This is a genomic window from Pseudomonas sp. BW16M2 (assembly GCF_014268865.1).
In the GTDB taxonomy this organism is placed as follows: domain Bacteria; phylum Pseudomonadota; class Gammaproteobacteria; order Pseudomonadales; family Pseudomonadaceae; genus Aquipseudomonas; species Aquipseudomonas peradeniyensis.
In genome coordinates this window covers 225,928-245,237 of record NZ_JABWRI010000004.1, presented here as the reverse complement: position 1 = coordinate 245,237, position 19,310 = coordinate 225,928, and the positions used below count along the sequence as shown (strand labels likewise).

17 protein-coding genes, 2 tRNA genes and 1 pseudogene are annotated in these 19,310 nt (G+C 65.4%); 8 read left to right on the top strand and 12 right to left on the bottom strand.

Annotation, left to right across the window (positions count from 1 at the left end):
• Positions 1–76 (bottom strand) — tRNA-Gly (locus HU735_RS06515).
• A 5-nt stretch (positions 77–81) separates the two neighbouring features.
• Positions 82–157 (bottom strand) — tRNA-Glu (locus HU735_RS06510).
• Positions 158–590: 433 nt separating this feature from the next.
• Between HU735_RS06510 and HU735_RS06505 the strand changes: the two genes are divergently transcribed.
• Positions 591–1,358, top strand: a complete 768-nt coding sequence (locus HU735_RS06505) for a hypothetical protein (protein WP_186599763.1) — start codon at positions 591–593, stop codon at positions 1,356–1,358.
• 159 nt (positions 1,359–1,517) lie between these two features.
• Here HU735_RS06505 and HU735_RS06500 read toward each other — a convergent pair whose 3' ends face one another.
• Complete coding sequence (locus HU735_RS06500) at positions 1,518–2,000, bottom strand: GAF domain-containing protein (RefSeq protein ID WP_186712857.1); 483 nt, start codon at positions 1,998–2,000, stop codon at positions 1,518–1,520.
• On the bottom strand, positions 2,001–2,888 hold the full coding sequence (locus HU735_RS06495; protein ID WP_186712856.1) for an ATP-binding protein: 888 nt from the start codon (positions 2,886–2,888) through the stop codon (positions 2,001–2,003).
• A 104-nt stretch (positions 2,889–2,992) separates the two neighbouring features.
• On the opposite strand from HU735_RS06495, the gene HU735_RS06490 reads away from it, so the two are divergent.
• On the top strand, positions 2,993–5,347 hold the full coding sequence (locus tag HU735_RS06490) for a response regulator (protein ID WP_186712855.1): 2,355 nt from the start codon (positions 2,993–2,995) through the stop codon (positions 5,345–5,347).
• On the opposite strand, the gene HU735_RS06485 is transcribed toward HU735_RS06490, so the two are convergent.
• A complete protein-coding gene (locus HU735_RS06485) occupies positions 5,337–5,825 on the bottom strand; it encodes a glutathione peroxidase (protein WP_069017516.1) in 489 nt (162 codons plus the stop codon). The two genes, HU735_RS06490 and HU735_RS06485, sit on opposite strands and share 11 nt — an antisense overlap.
• A 12-nt stretch (positions 5,826–5,837) precedes the next feature.
• Entirely contained in the window at positions 5,838–6,233 is a 396-nt protein-coding gene (msrB, locus tag HU735_RS06480) for a peptide-methionine (R)-S-oxide reductase MsrB (protein WP_050704678.1), read from the bottom strand.
• Positions 6,234–6,400: 167 nt separating this feature from the next.
• On the opposite strand from msrB, the gene HU735_RS06475 reads away from it, so the two are divergent.
• Positions 6,401–7,612 carry a pyridoxal phosphate-dependent aminotransferase gene (locus HU735_RS06475; RefSeq protein ID WP_050704677.1) on the top strand — a complete coding sequence of 404 codons (1,212 nt, stop codon included), beginning with the start codon at positions 6,401–6,403 and terminating at the stop codon, positions 7,610–7,612.
• A 238-nt stretch (positions 7,613–7,850) separates the two neighbouring features.
• Positions 7,851–8,738, top strand: coding sequence for a protease HtpX (gene htpX / locus HU735_RS06470; protein ID WP_038705666.1), 888 nt, complete (start codon positions 7,851–7,853; stop codon positions 8,736–8,738).
• A 134-nt stretch (positions 8,739–8,872) separates the two neighbouring features.
• Here the strand turns inward: htpX and HU735_RS06465 are convergent, their stop codons facing one another.
• A complete protein-coding gene (locus tag HU735_RS06465) occupies positions 8,873–9,523 on the bottom strand; it encodes a thiopurine S-methyltransferase (protein WP_186712854.1) in 651 nt (216 codons plus the stop codon).
• Positions 9,524–9,624: 101 nt separating this feature from the next.
• Here HU735_RS06465 and HU735_RS06460 point away from each other — a divergent pair, with 101 nt between their 5' ends.
• Positions 9,625–10,377, top strand: a complete 753-nt coding sequence (locus HU735_RS06460; protein WP_186712853.1) for a class III extradiol ring-cleavage dioxygenase — start codon at positions 9,625–9,627, stop codon at positions 10,375–10,377.
• Positions 10,378–10,507: 130 nt separating this feature from the next.
• Here HU735_RS06460 and HU735_RS06455 read toward each other — a convergent pair.
• Together HU735_RS06455 and HU735_RS06450 are read right to left on the bottom strand one after the other, a co-directional pair.
• Positions 10,508–12,218: pseudogene (locus tag HU735_RS06455) on the bottom strand (DEAD/DEAH box helicase).
• Positions 12,219–12,674: 456 nt separating this feature from the next.
• A complete protein-coding gene (locus HU735_RS06450; protein WP_186712852.1) occupies positions 12,675–13,430 on the bottom strand; it encodes a spermidine synthase in 756 nt (251 codons plus the stop codon).
• Positions 13,431–13,546: 116 nt separating this feature from the next.
• Here HU735_RS06450 and HU735_RS06445 point away from each other — a divergent pair, with 116 nt between their 5' ends.
• Positions 13,547–14,893, top strand: coding sequence for a 3-deoxy-7-phosphoheptulonate synthase class II (locus HU735_RS06445; protein WP_028691729.1), 1,347 nt, complete (start codon positions 13,547–13,549; stop codon positions 14,891–14,893).
• Here HU735_RS06445 and HU735_RS06440 read toward each other — a convergent pair.
• Both HU735_RS06440 and HU735_RS06435 read right to left on the bottom strand, forming a co-directional pair.
• Positions 14,874–16,094: a winged helix-turn-helix domain-containing protein gene (locus HU735_RS06440; protein ID WP_186712851.1), complete on the bottom strand. Its 1,221-nt coding sequence runs from the start codon at positions 16,092–16,094 to the stop codon at positions 14,874–14,876. The genes HU735_RS06445 and HU735_RS06440 overlap by 20 nt on opposite strands.
• A gap of 106 nt (positions 16,095–16,200) precedes the next feature.
• Positions 16,201–16,419 (bottom strand): DUF1127 domain-containing protein, encoded by a 219-nt coding sequence (locus HU735_RS06435; protein WP_028691731.1) that lies wholly within the window; start codon positions 16,417–16,419, stop codon positions 16,201–16,203.
• 96 nt (positions 16,420–16,515) lie between these two features.
• Here HU735_RS06435 and HU735_RS06430 point away from each other — a divergent pair, with 96 nt between their 5' ends.
• Positions 16,516–17,367, top strand: coding sequence for a LysR substrate-binding domain-containing protein (locus tag HU735_RS06430; protein WP_028691732.1), 852 nt, complete (start codon positions 16,516–16,518; stop codon positions 17,365–17,367).
• Positions 17,368–17,433: 66 nt separating this feature from the next.
• On the opposite strand, the gene HU735_RS06425 is transcribed toward HU735_RS06430, so the two are convergent.
• Complete coding sequence (locus HU735_RS06425) at positions 17,434–18,183, bottom strand: sulfite exporter TauE/SafE family protein (protein WP_186712850.1); 750 nt, start codon at positions 18,181–18,183, stop codon at positions 17,434–17,436.
• A 117-nt stretch (positions 18,184–18,300) separates the two neighbouring features.
• Here HU735_RS06425 and HU735_RS06420 point away from each other — a divergent pair, with 117 nt between their 5' ends.
• Positions 18,301–19,257: a LysR family transcriptional regulator gene (locus HU735_RS06420; RefSeq protein WP_110736662.1), complete on the top strand. Its 957-nt coding sequence runs from the start codon at positions 18,301–18,303 to the stop codon at positions 19,255–19,257.
• Positions 19,258–19,310: the final 53 nt, after the last annotated feature.

Sequence of the window (19,310 nt, the reverse complement as noted above, 5' to 3'; positions counted from 1 at the left end):
TGGAGCGGGAAACGAGACTCGAACTCGCGACCCCGACCTTGGCAAGGTCGTGCTCTACCAACTGAGCTATTCCCGCAAATATGGCGTCCCCTAGGGGACTCGAACCCCTGTTACCGCCGTGAAAGGGCGGTGTCCTAGGCCACTAGACGAAGGGGACACGCTGCTCGCACTACCTTTTGAAGTACTGCTTGCTTTCACTCCCTGCCGCGTTTCGCTGTGTGCTTTACGCTGCAAGTGGCGCGCATTCTATGGATGCCTTGAAAGGTCGTCAACCCCTTTGTAGAAATTTATTTAAATCAATGACTTCCCGTCGTCATGGGCGGTGGTGCAGGATGCGTCCGGGGATTGGCGTTGCTTTTCTGACGTTGGCTCGGCAAGCTCGTAGCGATGTGCCACTATCTGTAGGTTTTGGATTACGGGCCGATACATATAGGCAAGGCTTGAGGGCCTCATCGCGGGGCAAGCCCGCTCCCACGAATCCGCCACAGATTCAATGGAGCGCAGGCTGTTCCGCCAGGCTGCACTGTTCGCTTTCGGGCGGACTCACTACACTCTCGATAGATGCAAAACTTCTTCATGAGGCGTTAACGGTGACACCACTTCTGATCACCCTGCTTATCGTTGCGGGTATCGCGCTGCTGATCGTGATCGGCTACCTCAACAATGTGGTCGAGAACGGCAAGCTCGAGCGTGCACGGCTCAAGGTCGAGCTGGCCGACCGCCTGCGCCGCTGCGGCGAAATCACCGAGACCTTCCCTGGGCAGTTCATGACGCCCGCGCTCAAGCTGCTGCTGACCCGCCTCGAACTGAACCTCAACCAGCGCCAGCTGGCCCTGGACAAGCACAGTGGCGACCTCAAGGCGCGCATCGCCGAGCTGGAAGGGCTGATCGGCCAGGGCGAGAGGATCCCGGTGAGCAACCCGCCCTCGCCTATCCACACCGAGGTCAAGGCCAAGGATGTGCGCTTTTTGCTGGAACTGCTGCACAACCAGATCGTGCGCGCCACCCAGGAAGGCTTCCTGGCGACCAACGAAGGCAAGTACTGGGTCAAGGAGATTCGCCATATCCTGGTGCTGCTGCATATCGAGTTCTTCAACAACCTCGGCCAGCAGGCCCTGCAGCAGAACCAGCCAGGGCAGGCGCGCCTGGCGTTCGAACGCGGCGTGCAGTACCTGCGCAAGCAGCCTGAGCCCAAGCAGTATGAAGAGCAGCTGACTTACCTTGAGAAACTGCTGAACCGGGCCAATGCCCAGGTGCTGGACCAGATGGAGCCGGCGGAGAATGAACAGAACGCGCTGACCCAGGGGCTCAAGACTGATGAGGATGAGACCTGGAAGAAGAAGGTCATTTACGACTGATTGGGATTCTGGGGGCGCGTAGCGCCCCTTTCGCGGCGCAAGGCCGCTCCTACAGGGATCGCGGTCGCCTGTAGGAGCGGCCTTGTGCCGCGAAAGGGCTGCAAAGCAGCCCCAGCGATCTTGATAAAGAAAGGGGCCTTCGCAGGCCCCTTCTTCATTTCAGCAATCGGTCAACTCGAGGAACACCTCGACCAATCGCTCCAGCCCCGCCTGGTCGGCCGCACTGAAACGCGCCAGCTTCGGGCTGTCCAGATCCAGCACGCCGATCAGCCTGCCGGCCTTGACCAACGGGATCACCAACTCGCTGTTGGACGCGCTGTCACAGGCGATATGCCCGGGAAACGCATGCACGTCCTCGACCCGCTGGGTCGTGCGGGTGGCCGCCGCGGCGCCGCACACGCCCCGGCTGAACGGGATGCGCACGCACGCCACCTGGCCCTGGAACGGGCCGAGCACCAGCTCTTCGTTGCGATTGATATAGAAGCCCGCCCAGTTCAGGTCCTCTACCTGGTTGTACAGGAAGGCCGAGAACTGCGCGGCGTTGGCGATGAAGTCGCGTTCGTCGGCGAACAGCGCCTGCACTTGCGCGGCCAGCAGGTCGTAGCCGTCGAGGCCTTGGCCACTGGCGTTGAGGTCGATCATTTATTTCTGCTCCAGCAATTGCAGCCCGACCCAGTAGCGGGCGAACTGATAGGCACAACGGCCATTACGGTTGCCGCGGCCGGTGGCCCAGCGCACGGCGAGGATGTCGAGCGCTTCGCTGCGCTGCCACTGCAGCCCGGCCGGGCGCGCCAGCTGGCCGATCCAGTGCTCGACCACGTTGAGGAAATGCTCCTGGCTGAACGGGTAGAACGACAGCCACAGGCCGAAGCGGTCGGACAGGGCGATCTTGTCCTCCACCGCCTCGTTGGGGTGCAGCTCGCCGTCGACCATCTTCCAGTTCTCGTTGTCGCTCTGCTTCTCCGGCACCAGGTGGCGGCGGTTGGAGGTGGCGTACAGCAGCACGTTGTCCGGGGCCTGCTCCAGCGAGCCGTCGAGCACGCTCTTGAGCACCCGGTAGTCGCCCTCCCCGGCTTCGAACGACAGGTCGTCGCAGAACAGGATGAAGCGTTGCTCGAGCTTGTGCAGTTGCTCGACCACCCGCGGCAGGTCAGCCAGGTGGTCGCGTTCGATTTCGATCAGGCGCAGGCCCTGGCCCGCATGCTCGGCCAGCAGCGCACGCACCAGCGACGACTTGCCGGTGCCGCGCGAGCCCCACAGCAGGGCGTGGTTGGCCGGCATGCCGTTGATGAACTGGTGGGTATTGCGGCCCAGCTGTTCACGCTGCTGGTCGACGCCGATCAGGTCGGACAGGCGGATGTCGAGGCTGACCTCCAGCGGCATCAGGTAGCCGCTGCGGCCGTCGCGTTGCCAGCGGGCGGCCAGGGTGCGGGTCCAGTCGATGTCCGGGCGCGGGGCCGGCAGCAAGGGTTCGAGGCGGGCGAGGACCGATTCGGCGCGGTCGAGGAAAGCATTGAGACGGGCGTCCATGACGACTCCTATTGATTTCAGTTTTTGGGGGCGCGCAGCGACCCACTATCGACGAACAACTGAAATGAACAGACAGACCCGCCAGCAGCCAGGGCTGATCGGCTATGCTTGCGCAGCGCACGGAGCAAGTAACCGGCTTGGGACCCATGGATATCAAGTTCACCAATCGCCTGTCATACAAGCAAGCCCGGTTGACAGTCCTGGTCGGCTTCATCCTGGGAACATTGCTCAGTCTCATCCAGATCGGCATCGATTATGCCAGCGAAGACGCCTCCATCAACCGTGAAATTCAGGCACTGCTGAAGATCAGCCACGACACGGCCTCGCGCATCGCCTACAACATCGACACGGAACTGGCCCAGGAGCTGACCGGCGGCCTGTTGAAATCGCCGGCGCTGATCCGCGCGCGGCTGATCGACAACAACGATACGGTGCTGGCCGACGTGCAGCGGCCCAGCATGGAAAGCCGCTACCGAGCGCTGTCGGACTTCCTGTTCGGCGAGCAGCGCCAGTTCCAGGACCGGCTGTTCCTCGCCCACATGCCCGATGAATACCTCGGCACCCTCTACCTGGATGTCGACACCTACACCTTCGGCGCGCGCTTCCTCGATCGGGCCGGGGTCACCCTGGTCAACGGCTTCGCCCGCAGCCTGGTGCTTACCGGCATCCTTCTGGGGCTGTTCTACCTGATGCTGACCAAGCCGCTGGTGACGGTGATCGGCGCGCTCAGCGGCAACGATGCGCGCACGCCCAGGCAGAACCGCGTGGATTGCCCCAGGGGCCATGAGAACGACGAGATTGGCGTGCTGGTGCGGGTCGCCAACCAACAGTTCGTCAGCATGGCCACCGAGATCCAGCAACGGCGCACCGCCGAGAACCGCCTGACCCAGTACCTCAACGAGCTGGAAGACATCGTCTCGGCGCGCACCACCGAGCTCAAGGCCAGCAACAGCCGCCTGAGCCTGTCCAACCAGGAGCTGGACGAAGCGCGCCAGCGCGCCCTGGACATGGCCCAGGCCCGCGCTGCCTTCCTGGCCAACATGAGCCACGAGATCCGCACCCCGCTCAACGGCATGCTGGGCATGATCGCCCTGGCCCTGGACAGTGGCCTGGCGCCCGAGCAGCGCCAGCAGTTGTCTATCGCCCACGACTCGGGCAAGGTGCTGGTGGAACTGCTCAACGATATCCTCGACCTGTCCAAGTTCGACGCCGGCCAGCTGGAGCTCGAACGCATTCCGTTCGACCTCGGCGCCATGGTCGAAGACACCGCCAACCTGCTGTCGCAAAATGCCGCGCCCAGCGTCGAACTGACCTGCCTGGTCGCCCCGGACTTCCCCAGCACGGTGCTGGGCGACCCGACCCGGGTGCGGCAGATCGTCAGCAACCTGCTGTCCAACGCCCTCAAGTTCACCCGTTTCGGCCGCGTCGACGTGCGCCTGAGCAGCATCGTCGGCGGCATCCGCCTGGAGGTGAGCGACACCGGCATCGGCATCCCCGAGGAAGCCCAGGCGCGGATCTTCCAGCCGTTCACCCAGGCCGGCGCCGGCATCACTCGCCAGTACGGCGGCACCGGCCTGGGCCTGGCCCTGACCCGCAACCTGTGCCAGGCCATGCAGGGGCATCTGCATATCCAGTCCGAAACCGGCTTCGGCAGCCGCTTCAGCGCCGACCTGCCGCTACCGGCGCACACCGAGGCGATTCCGCCGGCGCCATTGAACGGGCGGGTGGTGGCCCTGGGCAACCCCGGCAGTGGCCTGGCCGAGCTGCTGGCGGGGCTGTTGCCGCGCTGGGGGCTGGAATACGTGCGTCATGAGGATGCCAAGGACCTGGCCGGCACGGCCGTCGACCTGCTGATTACCGATGACCTGGACCACGTGCTCGACCTGCGCCCGGCCATCGAGGCGCCGATCCTGCTGGTGACCGCCTACGGCAACTTCCTGCCCACCGAGCAGGCCGAGCAACTGGCGCCCTTGCAGCAACTGGCCCGCCCCCTGGCACGCAATGCCTTGTACCAGACCCTGCGCCGCACCTTGCAGGGCGAGCCCAACGCGCCCCTACCCCACGAGGTGCCGGCCTCGCGCGAGCTCAGGGCGCGCATCCTGCTGGTGGAGGACAACCCGGTGAACCAGCTGGTGGCCAAGGGCATGCTGGCCAAGCTCGGCTGTCAGGTGCAGGTGGCCGCCCACGGCCAGGAGGCCCTGGACTGCCTGGAGCAAGGCAGCTTCGACCTGGTGCTGATGGACTGCAACATGCCGGTGATGGATGGCTACGAGGCCAGCCGGCGCATTCGCCAGAGCAGCCGCTGGCCGGAGTTGCCGATCGTCGCGCTGACCGCCAACGCCATGCCCGAGGAGCGCGAGCGCTGCCGCGCCGCGGGCATGAACGACTACCTGGCCAAGCCGTTCCGCCGCGAGGAGCTGCTGGCGCTGATCGAGCACTGGGTGCCGGTCAGCGGTTGAGCAGCGGCTCGATCGCCGATTTCAGTGCCTCGGGCTTGGTGGTCGGGGCAAAGCGGCTGACCTTGCCGGTGCGTGGGTCGACCAGGAACTTGGTGAAGTTCCACTTGATCTTTTGCGTGCCCAGCACGCCCGGCGCGCGGCGCTTGAGCTCGGCGAACAGCGGATGGGCACCGGGACCGTTGACCTCGATCTTGCGAAACAGCGGGAAACTCACGCCGAAGTTGAGCTCGCAGAACTGCGCGATCTCGCGGGCGTCGCCCGGCTCCTGCTTGCCGAACTGGTTGCAGGGGAAGCCCAGCACCACCAGGCCCTGGTCGCGGTAGTCCTGCCACAGGCGTTCGAGGCCCTTGTACTGCGGGGTGAAACCGCACTGGCTGGCGGTGTTGACCACCAGCAGCGCCTTGCCGGCGAAGTCGCCCAGCACTTTCTGTTCGCCACCGAGGGTGACGCAGGGAATGTCCAGCAGCGCATCGGCCATGTTCGCTCTCCGTCAATCGCGTGGCTTGAGGTCCAGGCACACCGAGTTGATGCAGTAGCGTAGCCCGGTCGGCGGCGGGCCGTCGGGAAATACATGACCCAGGTGGGCGTCGCACTGGGCGCAGGTGACTTCGGTGCGGATCATGCCGTGGGAAGTGTCGCGGATCTCGATCATCGCGGCCTCCTCGATCGGCGCGTAGAAGCTCGGCCAGCCGCAACCGGAATCGAACTTGGTCTTGGCGTCGAACAGCGGCAGGTCACAGCAGATGCAGTGGTAGATGCCGTCGCGGCGCTCGCTGTTGTACTTGCCGCTGAACGGCCGCTCGGTGCCCTTGAGCCGGCACACCTGGTACTGGGCCGGATCGAGCATGGCGCGCCATTCGTCCAGGGTTTTGTCGATCTTTTGCATGGTGGGACCTCGGCAGGCTGATTTTCACCTCGCACCGGCTTTTCCCTGGCGCGGGTGGCACGTATATTAGTTGGCTTCGTGTGCAAGGCAGCCAGTCTGGCACCCGCTTCCCGCCCTTTCAAACCTTTCGAGCAAGGGCGGCGCGTATTCTCACTCGGGATCTCATCATGCAGTTCAGCAAATCGAACAAGCTCGCCAATGTCTGCTACGACATTCGCGGCCCAGTGCTCAAGCACGCCAAACGCCTGGAAGAGGAAGGCCACCGCATCCTCAAGCTGAACATCGGCAACCCGGCGCCGTTTGGTTTCGAGGCGCCGGACGAGATCCTCCAGGACGTGATCCGCAACCTGCCCACCGCCCAGGGCTACAGCGACTCCAAGGGTCTGTTCAGCGCGCGCAAGGCGGTGATGCAGTACTGCCAGCAGAAGGAAATCGAAGGCGTCACCATCGAGGACATCTACCTCGGCAACGGTGTCTCCGAGCTGATCGTGATGTCGATGCAAGCGCTGCTCAACAACGGCGACGAGGTGCTGATCCCGGCCCCCGACTACCCGCTGTGGACCGCCGCGGTGAGCCTGGCCGGCGGCAAGCCGGTGCACTACCTGTGCGACGAGCAGGCCGACTGGTTCCCGGACCTGGACGACATCAAGGCCAAGATCACCCCGAACACCAAGGCCCTGGTGATCATCAACCCGAACAACCCGACGGGCGCGGTCTACTCGAAAGAGCTGCTGCTGGGCATGCTGGAACTGGCGCGCCAGCACAACCTGGTGGTGTTCTCCGACGAGATCTACGACAAGATCCTCTACGACGAGGCCGTGCACATCAGCACCGCGTCGCTGGCCCCGGACCTGCTGTGCCTGACCTTTAACGGCCTGTCCAAGTCGTACCGGGTGGCGGGCTTCCGCTCCGGCTGGCTGATCATCTCCGGGCCCAAGCACCACGCCCAGAGCTACATCGAAGGCATCGACATGCTGGCCAACATGCGCCTGTGCGCCAACGTGCCGGCCCAGCACGCGATCCAGACCGCCCTGGGCGGCTACCAGAGCATCAACGACCTGGTGCTGCCGCCGGGCCGCCTGCTGGAGCAGCGCAACCGCACCTACGAGCTGCTCAATGCCATCCCCGGGGTGAGCTGCGTCAAGCCGATGGGCGCGTTGTACGCGTTCCCGAAGATCGACCCGAAGGTCTGCCCGATCTTCAACGACGAGAAGTTCGTGCTCGACCTGCTGCTGTCGGAAAAGCTGCTGATCGTCCAGGGCACGGCGTTCAACTGGCCATGGCCGGACCACTTCCGCGTGGTGACGCTGCCGCGGGTGGATGACCTGGAACAGGCCATTGGCCGGATCGGTAACTTCCTGCGCACTTATTCGCAGTAAGCGATACCGTCATCGCGGGGCAAGCCCGCTCCCACGCTAGCTGGCGTGGGAGCGGGCTTGCCCCGCGATGCTTTTGCCTTACATCCTGCAACGCTCTATCCCACGGTACGCCCGGCATCCTCTGCCATACTCCTCGCGTACACAGTTTGAAATAGTCGCCCGGTTGAATAGCCGCGCCCTCCCCCTTATATACCCCGCAGTACGCAACGAACTTATCCGTCAGGAGAACGTAACAACCATGATGCGCATTCTGTTGTTTGTAGCCACCAACCTCGCGGTGGTGCTGGTTGCAAGCATTACCCTGAGCCTGTTCGGCTTCAACGGGTTCATGGCGGCCAACGGGGTTGACCTCAACCTCGGCCAGCTGCTGGTCTTCTGCGCCGTGTTCGGTTTCGCTGGCTCGCTCGTCTCGCTGTTCATCTCCAAGTGGATGGCGAAGATGACCACCGGCACCCAGATCATCACCCAGCCCCGCACCCGCCACGAACAGTGGCTGCTGCAGACCGTCGAGGAGCTGTCCCGCGAGGCCGGCATCAAGATGCCCGAGGTGGGTATCTTCCCGGCCTACGAGGCCAACGCCTTCGCCACCGGCTGGAACCGCAACGACGCGCTGGTTGCCGTCTCCCAGGGCCTGCTGGAGCGCTTCTCGCCCGATGAGGTGCGTGCGGTGCTGGCCCACGAGATCGGCCACGTGGCCAACGGCGACATGGTCACCATGGCGCTGGTGCAGGGCGTAGTGAACACCTTCGTGATGTTCTTCGCCCGTATCATCGGCAACTTCGTCGATCGGGTGATCTTCAAGAACGAAGAAGGCCACGGCATCGCCTACTTCATCGCGACCATCGTCGCCGAACTGGTACTGGGTATCCTCGCCAGCATCATCGTCATGTGGTATTCGCGTCGCCGCGAGTTCCGCGCCGACGAAGCCGGCGCCCACCTGGCCGGTACCGGCGCGATGATCGGCGCACTGCAGCGCCTGCGCTCGGAACAGGGCCTGCCAGTGCACATGCCCGACACCATGAAGGCCTTCGGCATCAATGGCGGCCTCAAGCATGGCCTGGCCGGCCTGCTGATGAGCCACCCGCCGCTGGAAGACCGCATCGACGCGCTGCGCCGTCGCGGCTGATCCTGGCAGCAACAAGAAAGGGCGACTTCGGTCGCCCTTTTTCATTGCCGGTACCGGCCTCATCGCGGGGCAAGCCCGCTCCCACGCCAGCCCGTTTGGTGCAGGCGTGGGAGCGGGCTTGCCCCGCGATGGCTTCAACGCCGAACGTTGTAGACTCGCTCAACCAAACTTTCGACACCAGCTGTGAGAAACTTCGGACTCTCGTCGAGGATCTCCCGCGCCTCGACCTCGTCGACCCGCCACCCGGCAAACCCTGCCCGCACTTCGGCGTCCGGCACCGAGAACGGCGGCCCGTCGATCAAGCCCTGGTCGTAATCCAGGGTCACCAGCAGCCCCCGACAGGCCGCCGGCAACCGCTCACCCAACAACGCCATGTAGCGCTCGCGCATCGCCAGCGGCAAGGCGATCAACGCCGCCCGGTCATACATCCCCGCGCACTCCGCCAGATCCTCGGCGCGCAAAGCGAACACATCCCCGCACCACAGCTCCACCTCGTCGCTGCGCCACACCTCGAAGGCACCGTGCCGAGAAATTTGCGCCACCAAACCATGTTCGGTGAAGAAGTCCGCCACTGCCCTGCGCGACAGCTCCACCCCCAACACCCGATGGCCCTGGGCAGCCAGCCAGAGCAGGTCCAGGCTCTTGCCACACAGCGGCACCAGCACCCGCGCGCCCTGGACCAGCCCCAACGTCGGCCAGTGCGCCTGCAGGTACGGGTTCACCTGCGGTTGGTGAAAGCCGATCTGGTTGTCCGCCCACCGTTTGTGCCAGAACGCTGGCTCCATGATTCCTCCCGGTTTTTCGATAAAAGCCTGTGAAAACTTATATTGGATCTCGATCGAAGGCTGATCGAAGATGGCAGCATCTTACCTGCCAGGACCCCGCCATGCTGCCCAGCCTGTTCATCTCCCATGGATCGCCCATGCTCGCCCTGCAACCCGGCGCCAGCGGCCCGGCCCTGGCCGCGCTGGCGCGCGCACTGCCCCGGCCGAAGGCGATCGTGGTGGTGTCGGCGCACTGGGAGAGCCGCGAACTGCTGGTGATGAGCAACCCGCAGCCGCCGACCTGGCATGACTTCCATGGTTTTCCGCCAGCGCTGTATGCGGTGCAGTACCCGGCGCCCGGCGAGCCGGCGCTGGCCAGGCGGCTGTCCGAACTTCTCGGGGCCCGGCTGGATGGGCAGCGGCCCTTCGACCATGGTGCCTGGGTGCCGCTGTCACTGATGTATCCCGAGGCAGATATTCCGGTGGTTCAGGTGTCGCTGCCCAGCCAGGCCGGTCCTGATCTGCAACTGAAGGTTGGCCGGGCGCTGTCGGCACTGCGCGAGGAAGGCATCCTGCTGGTCGGCTCGGGCAGCATCACCCATAACCTGGGCGAGCTTGACTGGCATGCCGGGCCGGATGCGGTCGAGCCCTGGGCGCTGGCGTTTCGTGATTGGGTGGTGGATCGGTTGAGTGCCGGAGATGAGACGGCGCTTGTGGATTATCGGCGGCAGGCACCGTTTGCTGTGCGCAATCATCCTAGTGATGAGCATCTGTTGCCGCTGTTCTTCGCCATGGGGGCTGGCGGGCGGTTTGGCATCGTGCACCAGGGGTTTACGCTGGGGGCGTTGGGGATGGATATCTATCGGTTCGACTGACGTACGCCGGGGGCGCGTTGCGCCCCTTTCGCGGCACGAGGCCGCTCCTACAGGGATCGGGGTCGGCTGAGCGTCAGGCAAAAAAAATCCCCGACCAAAAGGCCGGGGATTTTTTATTGCAGCACTAGGATCAGTCTTCGCGGTAGCGACGCAGCTTCAGCTGCTTGCCGGCCACGCGGGTGTCCTTGAGCTTGGTCAGCAGGCGCTCGAGGCCGTCCTCCGGCAGCTCGACCAGGCTGAAGCTGTCACGCACCTGGATACGACCGATGGCGTCACGCGCCAGGCCACCCTCGTTGAGGATCGCGCCCAGCAGGTTCTTGGCGGCGATGCCGTCACGGGCACCCAGGGCGGTACGGCAACGCACGCGGCCTTCAGCCAGCGGCATCGGCGCGCGGCGCTCGCGGTCACCACGGTCCGGACGCTCGCCGCGCTCGGTACGCTCACCACGCTCACGCGGGGTGTAGGTCGGCACCAGCGGCTGCTCGCGCTCCACCGAAGCCAGGTCCAGCGCCTGGCCATTGGTGGCCTTGCGCAGCAGGGCCGCGGCCAGGGCACGCGGGGTGCAGCCCAGGTCGGCGGTCAGGCGGTCGAACAGCTCGCCGTGGCTGGCCTCGGACTCGGCCACCAGCGGCGCCAGGCTCTTGGTCAGTTTCTTGATGCGTGCATCCAGCACGGCTTGCGGGTTAGGCAGGCGGGCTTCGGCGACTTTCTGACCGGTGACACGCTCGATCACCTGCAGCATGCGGCGCTCACGCGGGGTGACCAGCAGCAGCGCACGACCATCGCGACCGGCACGGCCGGTACGGCCGATACGGTGCACGTAGGACTCCGGGTCGTACGGCATGTCGACGTTGAACACGTGGGTGATGCGCGGTACGTCCAGGCCACGGGCAGCGACGTCGGTGGCGACGACGATGTCCAGGCGGCCGTCCTTGAGCGAGTCGATCACGCGCTCACGCTGGTTCTGGGCGATGTCACCGTTCAGCGCGGCAGCCTTGTAGCCTTTGGCTTCCAGGGCGGCGGCCAGGTCCAGGGTGGCTTGCTTGGTACGCACGAAGGCGATCAGCGCGTCGAACTCTTCCACTTCCAGCAGGCGCAGCACGGCCGGGATCTTCTGGTCGGCGTGGACCATCAGGTGGGCCTGCTCGATCGCGGTCACGGTCTGGGTCTTGCTCTGGATCTTGACGTGCTTCGGCTCGCGCAGGTGGCGCTCGGCGATGGCACGGATCGAGGCCGGCAGGGTGGCGGAGAACAGCACGGTCTGGCGGGTGGCAGGGATGGCGTCGAAGATCACTTCGAGGTCATCCATGAAGCCCAGCTTGAGCATCTCGTCGGCTTCGTCGAGTACCAGGTACTGGACGGTGGACAGGACTTTCTCGTCGCGACGCAGGTGGTCGCACAGGCGGCCCGGGGTGGCGACGACGATCTGTGCGCCATTGCGAATGGCACGCAGCTGTGGGCCCATCGGGGCACCACCGTACACGGCCACCACGTTAACGCCCGGCATCTGCTTGGCGTAGGTTTCGAAAGCGGTGGCTACTTGCAGCGCCAACTCACGGGTTGGCGCCAGGATCAGGGCTTGCGGTTCGCGCTTGCTCACGTCGATCTTGTTGAGGATCGGCAGGGCGAAGGCAGCGGTCTTGCCGGTGCCAGTCTGCGCCTGGCCGATCATGTCGTGACCGGCGAGGATGATCGGGATCGACTGTTGCTGGATGGCCGACGGCTCTTCATAGCCGGTGGCCAGGACGGCAGCAACGATGTTCGGATTGAGTTCGAGAGCGGCGAATCCGCCGGTTTCCTGGGTCATGGGTCTGCCTCTAGGTGCATCCGCAAAGACCCATGCTCCAAAGCTGCACATGCCTTGAAAGACCAAACGGTCACCCAGGCAGCTTTGGCGGCGGGGATTTGCGAAAACGATTGAAATAGGAACGTCTTGGGAAGGTCCGCCTAGCGGACGCGCAGCCGAAGCTGGATTCGGAGGATTTGCACCACCTGATTTTGAGGTCCGCTAAAAGACCGGCGCGTACTATACCCGAAATAGCCGTGAATTGTGAGAAATATTTCGACGGCCAAGACCCACATTGGATCCAGGCTGAATCGTTTCCCTGTAGAAGATCGCCCAGCCCTTCGGGCTACGCTGTCGCGCAGGGAAACTATCCCCTGTGGGAGCGGCCTTGTGTCGCGAAAGGGCCGCAAGGCGGCCCCGGCGATCTTGAGGTGGGCACATATCCCGGGGCCGCGCTGCGGCCCTTTCGCGACACGAGGCCGCTCCCACAGGGATCGCGTTGGGCGGCTCATCAGGTCGCCGGGCGGATTTCCTTGATCAGGTATTCCAGCGAATAGCCCAGACGCGGCGCCAAAGCTTCGGCCCGTGCCCGCACGGCATCGATATCCAGCGTCTGCTCCAGGTCCGCCGGCACCAGCAGGATCACGTTGCCCTCCTTCACCGGCAGCTCCCAGTAATGGCGGTGATACAAACCACGCAACAAGGCCGCGCCCAGCGGCTTGCCGTCGTCCCCTGCCCACTGGTTGATCACCAGCCAGCCATCGGGGTTCAGCTGCTTCTGGCAGTTTTCCAGGAAGCCCCAGGCCAGGTGGCCGACGCCGGGGCCATAGTCGGTATAAAGGTCAACGAACAGCAGGTCGGCCTTCTCCGCGCTGGGTAGCAGCTCAAGGGCGTCGCCCACCCGCACATACAGCCGCGGGTCATCGTCCAGGCCCATGTACTCCATGGCCAGGCGCGGCACGTCGGGGCGCAGCTCGATGGCCTCGACATCCTCCAGCGGCAGGAACTTCAGGCACGCCTGGGTCAGGGTGCCGGCGCCAAGGCCGAGGAACAGCGCGCTCTCCGGCTGCGCGTGACACAGCGCGCCGACCAGCATGGCGCGGGTGTAGTCGTACTCCAACCAGCTCGGATCGGCGGTGAAGGTGCAGCTCTGCTCGATGGCGTCGCCGAACTCGAGGAAGCGATAGTCATCCACCTCGTACACGCTGATGACGCCAAAGGCGTCCTCGACCCGTGCCAGCAGCCGCTCTTCCCGCTCCGTCGCCATCCTTACCACCTGCCCGCGCAAAACGCCCATTGTCCGCCAATGCCGGTGGTGCAACAAGCACACCCGGGCGTACCATGGCTGGCAGGCCTTAACGACACTTATGGATAGAGCTTGCAATGACCCGACAATGGACCCCTGACAGCTGGCGCGCCCTGCCGATCCAGCAGCAACCGATCTACCCCGACGCCGCGCACCTGCTGAAGGTGGAGCAGACGCTGGCCAGCTACCCGCCGCTGGTGTTCGCCGGCGAAGCTCGCGAGCTGCGCCGGCAGTTCGCCGAAGTGACCCAGGGTCGGGCGTTCCTGCTGCAGGGCGGCGACTGCGCCGAGAGCTTCGCCGAGTTCTCCGCGGCGAAGATCCGCGACACCTTCAAGGTGCTGCTGCAGATGGCCATCGTCATGACCTTCGCCGCCGGCTGCCCGGTGGTCAAGGTCGGGCGCATGGCCGGCCAGTTCGCCAAGCCGCGCTCGGCCAATGACGAGACCATCGGCGACATCACCCTGCCCGCCTACCGTGGCGACATCGTCAACGGCATCGGCTTCGACGAAAAAAGCCGCGTCCCCGACCCGGAGCGCCTGCTGCAGGCCTATCACCAGGCCACCGCCAGCCTCAACCTGCTGCGCGCCTTCGCCCAGGGCGGCTTCGCCGACCTGCACCAGGTGCACAAGTGGAACCTGGACTTCATCGCCAACTCGGCGCTGGCCGACAAGTACCACCAACTGGCCAACCGTATCGACGAGACCCTGGCCTTCATGCGCGCCTGTGGCCTGGATACCGCGCCGCAACTGCGTGAAACCAGCTTCTTCACCGCCCACGAAGCGTTGCTGCTCAACTACGAGGAAGCCTTCGTGCGCAGTGACAGCCTGACCGGCGACTACTACGACTGCTCGGCGCACATGCTGTGGATCGGCGACCGCACGCGCCAGCTCGATGGCGCCCATGTCGAGTTCCTGCGCGGCGTGCACAACCCGATCGGGGTCAAGGTCGGCCCGAGCATGAATCCCGAGGAGCTGATCCGCCTGATCGACGTGCTCAACCCGGACAACGACCCGGGCCGCCTGAACCTGATCGTGCGCATGGGCGCCGGCAAGGTAGGCGACCACCTGCCGGGGCTGATCCGCACTGTGCAGCGCGAGGGCCGCCAGGTGCTGTGGAGCTCCGACCCGATGCACGGCAACACTATCAAAGCCAGCAGCGGCTACAAGACCCGCGATTTCGCGCAGATCCTCGACGAGGTCAAGCAGTTCTTCCAGGTGCACCAGGCCGAGGGCAGCCACGCCGGCGGCATCCATATCGAGATGACCGGGCAGAACGTCACCGAGTGCATCGGCGGCGCCCGGCCGATCACCGAGGACGCCCTGTCCGACCGCTACCACACTCACTGCGACCCGCGGATGAACGCTGACCAGTCGCTGGAGCTGGCGTTCCTGATCGCCGAAACCCTCAAGCAGGTACGCCGCTGAGCAATGCCTGACGCAGCCGGCTGCCCTCGGCGCGGGGGCAGTTGAGCTGCACCCTCTCCAGCCCCAGCCAGGCGGCTAGCCGCTGCAAGTTGGCCGCCAGCGCCAGATACCCTTCCCCGTCCAGCCCTGCCGGTTCCTCGTGCACTGCATGCACCGCCAACCGTCCGTGGGCGCGTTCGGCGCGCAGGTCCACCCGCGCGGCAATGCGCTCCCGATAAAGGAACGGCAGCACGTAGTAACCGTACACACGCTTGTGCGCCGGGGTATAGATCTCCAGGCGGTATCGAAAATCGAACAGACGCTCGGTACGCTCACGCGCCCAGACCAGCGAATCGAACGGCGAGAGCAAGGCGCTGGCTTCGATGCGCCGGGGAATCCGTGGCACCCCCGCGACATAGGCCGGTTGTTTCCAGCCCTGCACGGTACAGGCCTGCAGGCGCCCGTCCTCGACCAATACCGCCAGGGCGGCCTTGCTCTGCTGCGGCGAGAGGCGAAAGTAATCGCGAAGGTCCTGTTCGGTGGCCACGCCCAGGGCAACAGCGGCGTGCAGCAGCAAGCCCTGGTGCGCTTCGGCCTCACTGGGCCGGGCCTGATCGAGGATGGCCGCCGGCAGCACCCGCTCGGGCAGGTCGTACAGGCGCTCGAAACCGCGACGCCCGGCCACGGTGACCTCGCCGGCGGCGAACAGCCATTCCAGCGCGTGCTTTTCTTCGCTCCAGTCCCACCAGGGGCCGGCGCGCTCCTCGCGGGTGGACAGGCTGCCCGCGCCCAACGCGCCCTGGTCGCGCACCGCCGCCAGTACCCGCTCGATCACCTCGCGCCGCTCGCGGCCGAACGCGGCCAGTTGCCGGTAGATGCCCTTGCCGTCGGCGGCGTGGGCCATGCGCCAGCGCATCAGCGGGTACAACGCCAGCGGCAGCAGCGATGCTTCATGGCCCCAATATTCGAACAATCGGCGCTGGCGACGCCGACCCCAGGCGAGCTGGTCCAGCAGGTCGTGCGGGTAGTCGCCCAGGCGCGAGAACAGCGGCAGGTAGTGGGAGCGCACCAGGGCATTGACCGAGTCGATCTGCACCACGCCCAGGCGCTGGAACATGCGCGTGAGGCTGGCGAGGGTCGGCGGGCCGCCGGGCGACTTGCCGAAGCCCTGGGCGGACAAGGCCAGGCGGCGGGCCTGGGAAATGGACAGGCTGAGGGACATGAGGTGGGCTCCGTCTGATGTTCAGACAGTAAAGACGCAATCGCGGGGCAAGCCCGCTCCCACGCACGGCTGTGGAAGCGGTCTTGTCCCGCGATTGTAGCCCTCTTCATTTACGCAGCGGATCCTCCCAGAAATGCCGGTCGGCCTCCTGCTGGATATCGGCCCGCGACAACCCCAGGTCGTGCAGCGTGGCATCGCTCAGGCGCGCCAGTTCGTCGCGCTGGCGGTGCAGCTCGTACCAGCGCAGCAGCCGCCCGCCGGCATCGTGCAACAGGTGGCCGAGGGTAGACCCAGGCTGGTGAGCAACGTTGAAATGACCTTTCATCTTGACGCCCTCCTTGTGGATGGCTCCAGTCTCTTCCCAGGCCTAAGATCAATCCAACGAATGTTTCTGATGTCATGCATCTCGGAGATTGATGCCATGTCCCAGTATCAGAGTCTCGACGCGGACGTGCTGCGCACCTTCGTCGCCATCGCCGAGCAAGGCGGCTTCACCCGCGCCGGCGAGGTGGTCAACCGCACCCAGTCGGCGGTGAGCATGCAGATGAAGCGCCTGGAAGAGGACATCCTGCAGCGCCAGCTGTTCGAGCGCGACGGCCGCCAGGTGCGCCTCACCGCCGAGGGTCAGGTCCTGCTGGGCTATGCCCGGCGCATCCTCAAGCTGCACGGCGAGGTGTTCAACACCCTGCGCATGCCGCACATGGTCGGCGTGGTGCGCATCGGCACCCCGGACGACTACGCCATGCGCTACCTGCCGGGCATCCTCACCCGCTTCGCCCAGGCGTACCCGCTGATCCATGTCGAGGTGCACTGCGACTCGTCCAAGCAACTGATGCTGCGCCAGGACCTGGACCTGACCATCGTCACCCGCGAGCCAGGCAACGAAGTTGGCCAGTTGCTGCGCCAGGAGCGCCTGGTGTGGGCCGCGGCCAAGGGCTTCTGCCCCCACGAGCAGCGGCCGATGCCGCTGGCGCTGTTCAACACCGACTGCTTCTGTCGCGCCTGGACCTGCAACGCCCTGGAGCGCCAGGGCATCGAGTACCGCATTGCCTATACCAGCCCGAGCCTGGCGGCGATCTTCGCCATCGTGCATGCCGGGCTGGCGGTGACCGCGCAGCTGCAGAGCCTGATCGGCGGCGACCTGCGCATCCTCGGCGCGGACGACGGCCTGCCGCAGTTGCACATGGCCAATGTGATGCTGCTGCGCAACGACCAGCAGCATTCGCCGATCACCGACTGCATGGCCGAGTACATCGTCGAAGGGTTCAAATAAGCATCCCGCCCGCCCCGTGTAGGAGCGGGCTTGTCCCGCGATGGGCCGCAACGCGGCCCCGGCTCGCTAGAGCTCGAACCCAAGCATCACCGCACACACCACCAAAAAACCGCAGAACAGCGTGCGCAATACCTTCTCCGGCAACGCATGGGCCAGCTTCACCCCCCAGCTGATGCTCAGCAACCCACCCACCGCCAGCGGAATCCCGATGCTCCAGTCGACACTCTGGTGCACCCCGTAGGTCAACAGCGTCACCATGGTGCTAGGTGCCGCCAATGCCAGCGACAGCCCCTGGGCCATCACCTGGGTAGTGCCGAACACCGAGGTCAGTATCGGCGTGGCGACCACCGCCCCGCCCACGCCGAACAGCCCGCCCATGGTACCGGCGAAGCTGCCCAGCACGCCCAGCCAGGGCCACGGATAACGCAGCTGGTTGCTCGGCGGCCGCACCGGCAGGAACATCCGCGCCACGTTCCAGATCGCCAGCGCCACCAGGAAACCGACGAAGTACAGGCGCATCGACTGGGCATCGATGCCCACCGCCCAGATCGACCCCAGCCAGGCGAACACGAAGCTGCACAGCGACAACGGCACGGCGTGGCGCAGTTCGATGCGGTTACGCTGGTGGTAGCGCCACAGCGCCAGCAGCACGTTGGGCACCACCATCACCAGGGCGGTGCCCTGGGCCAACTGCTGGTCAAGGCCGAACAGCACGCCCAACGCCGGAATGGCGATCAATCCGCCGCCGATGCCAAACAGCCCACCCAAGGTGCCGAGCGCGGCCCCCAGCACGATATACATCACCCACTCGATCATCAGCGCCTCATCCGCCTGGTTTCAGAGAATGAGGGCATGCTAGCCAGTCGCGGCTGGCGGGGAAACGCACAGCAGCGCACAATGGCTTTGCGCATTTCGCACAAGCACCGAGCCGCCATGAGCCCCGATATCCTCACTGAACAACTCAGCCTGTTCCTCGACGTGCTGGAAACCGGCAGTTTCTCCGCCGCCGCCCGGCGCCACCCGTTGACGCCCTCCGCCGTGGCGCGGCGCATCGACAACCTGGAAAGCGCGGTGGGCAGCCGCCTGTTCTCGCGCAGCACCCACGCCGTGCGCCCGACGCCGGCCGGCAACGCCTTCGCCGAGCGGGCCCGGCGCATCATCGAGGAACTGCGCCTGGCACGCGCCGAGGCGGTGTCGCTGAGCAATGCCCCGGAAGGCTTGATCCGCATCGACGCACCGGCCGCCTTCGGTCGTCGCCATCTGGCCCCGGCCATCGCCGATTTCCTGGTGGCCTACCCCGGGCTCGACGTGCAGCTGCGCCTGATCGACAGCTTCGTCGACCTGCACGGCAGCCACCTGGGCGAAGTGGACCTGGTGCTGCGCGCAGGCCCCCTGGCTGACACCCGCCTGGTAGCCACGCCCCTGGCCTACATGGTGCGCATCGCCTGTGCCAGCCCCGCGTACCTGGCCAGCCGCGGGGTGCCGGCCTGCCCCAGCGAGCTGCCCGGGCACGACGGCCTCGACTGGGACGGGCTGGCCCCGCCGTTCGCCTGGCGCTTCGCGGTCGACGGCCAGACCCGCCTGTACCGTCCGGCGCGCATGCGCATGGCCGCCAACAACGCCGAGACCCTGCTGTTCGGCGCCCTGGCCGGCTTGGGCGTCGCCCACCTGCCGACCTGGCTGATCAGCGACTACCTGCTGCGCGGCGAACTGGTCCCGCTGTTCTGCGACAACGGCCTGCCGGAACCCGAGACCAGCGGCATCTACGCCCTGCGCCTGGAACATGAAACGAACTCTCGCAGCCGCTTGCTGCTCGAATTCCTCAAGAGCCGTTTCAGCCCGGTGCCGCCCTGGGACCTGGCGCTGAGAAGCGAGCTGCGCTGGCAATGAGCGCACCAAGCTTTGGCGTGCTAGATTTTAACCCTTACCGATTCCAAGGACCT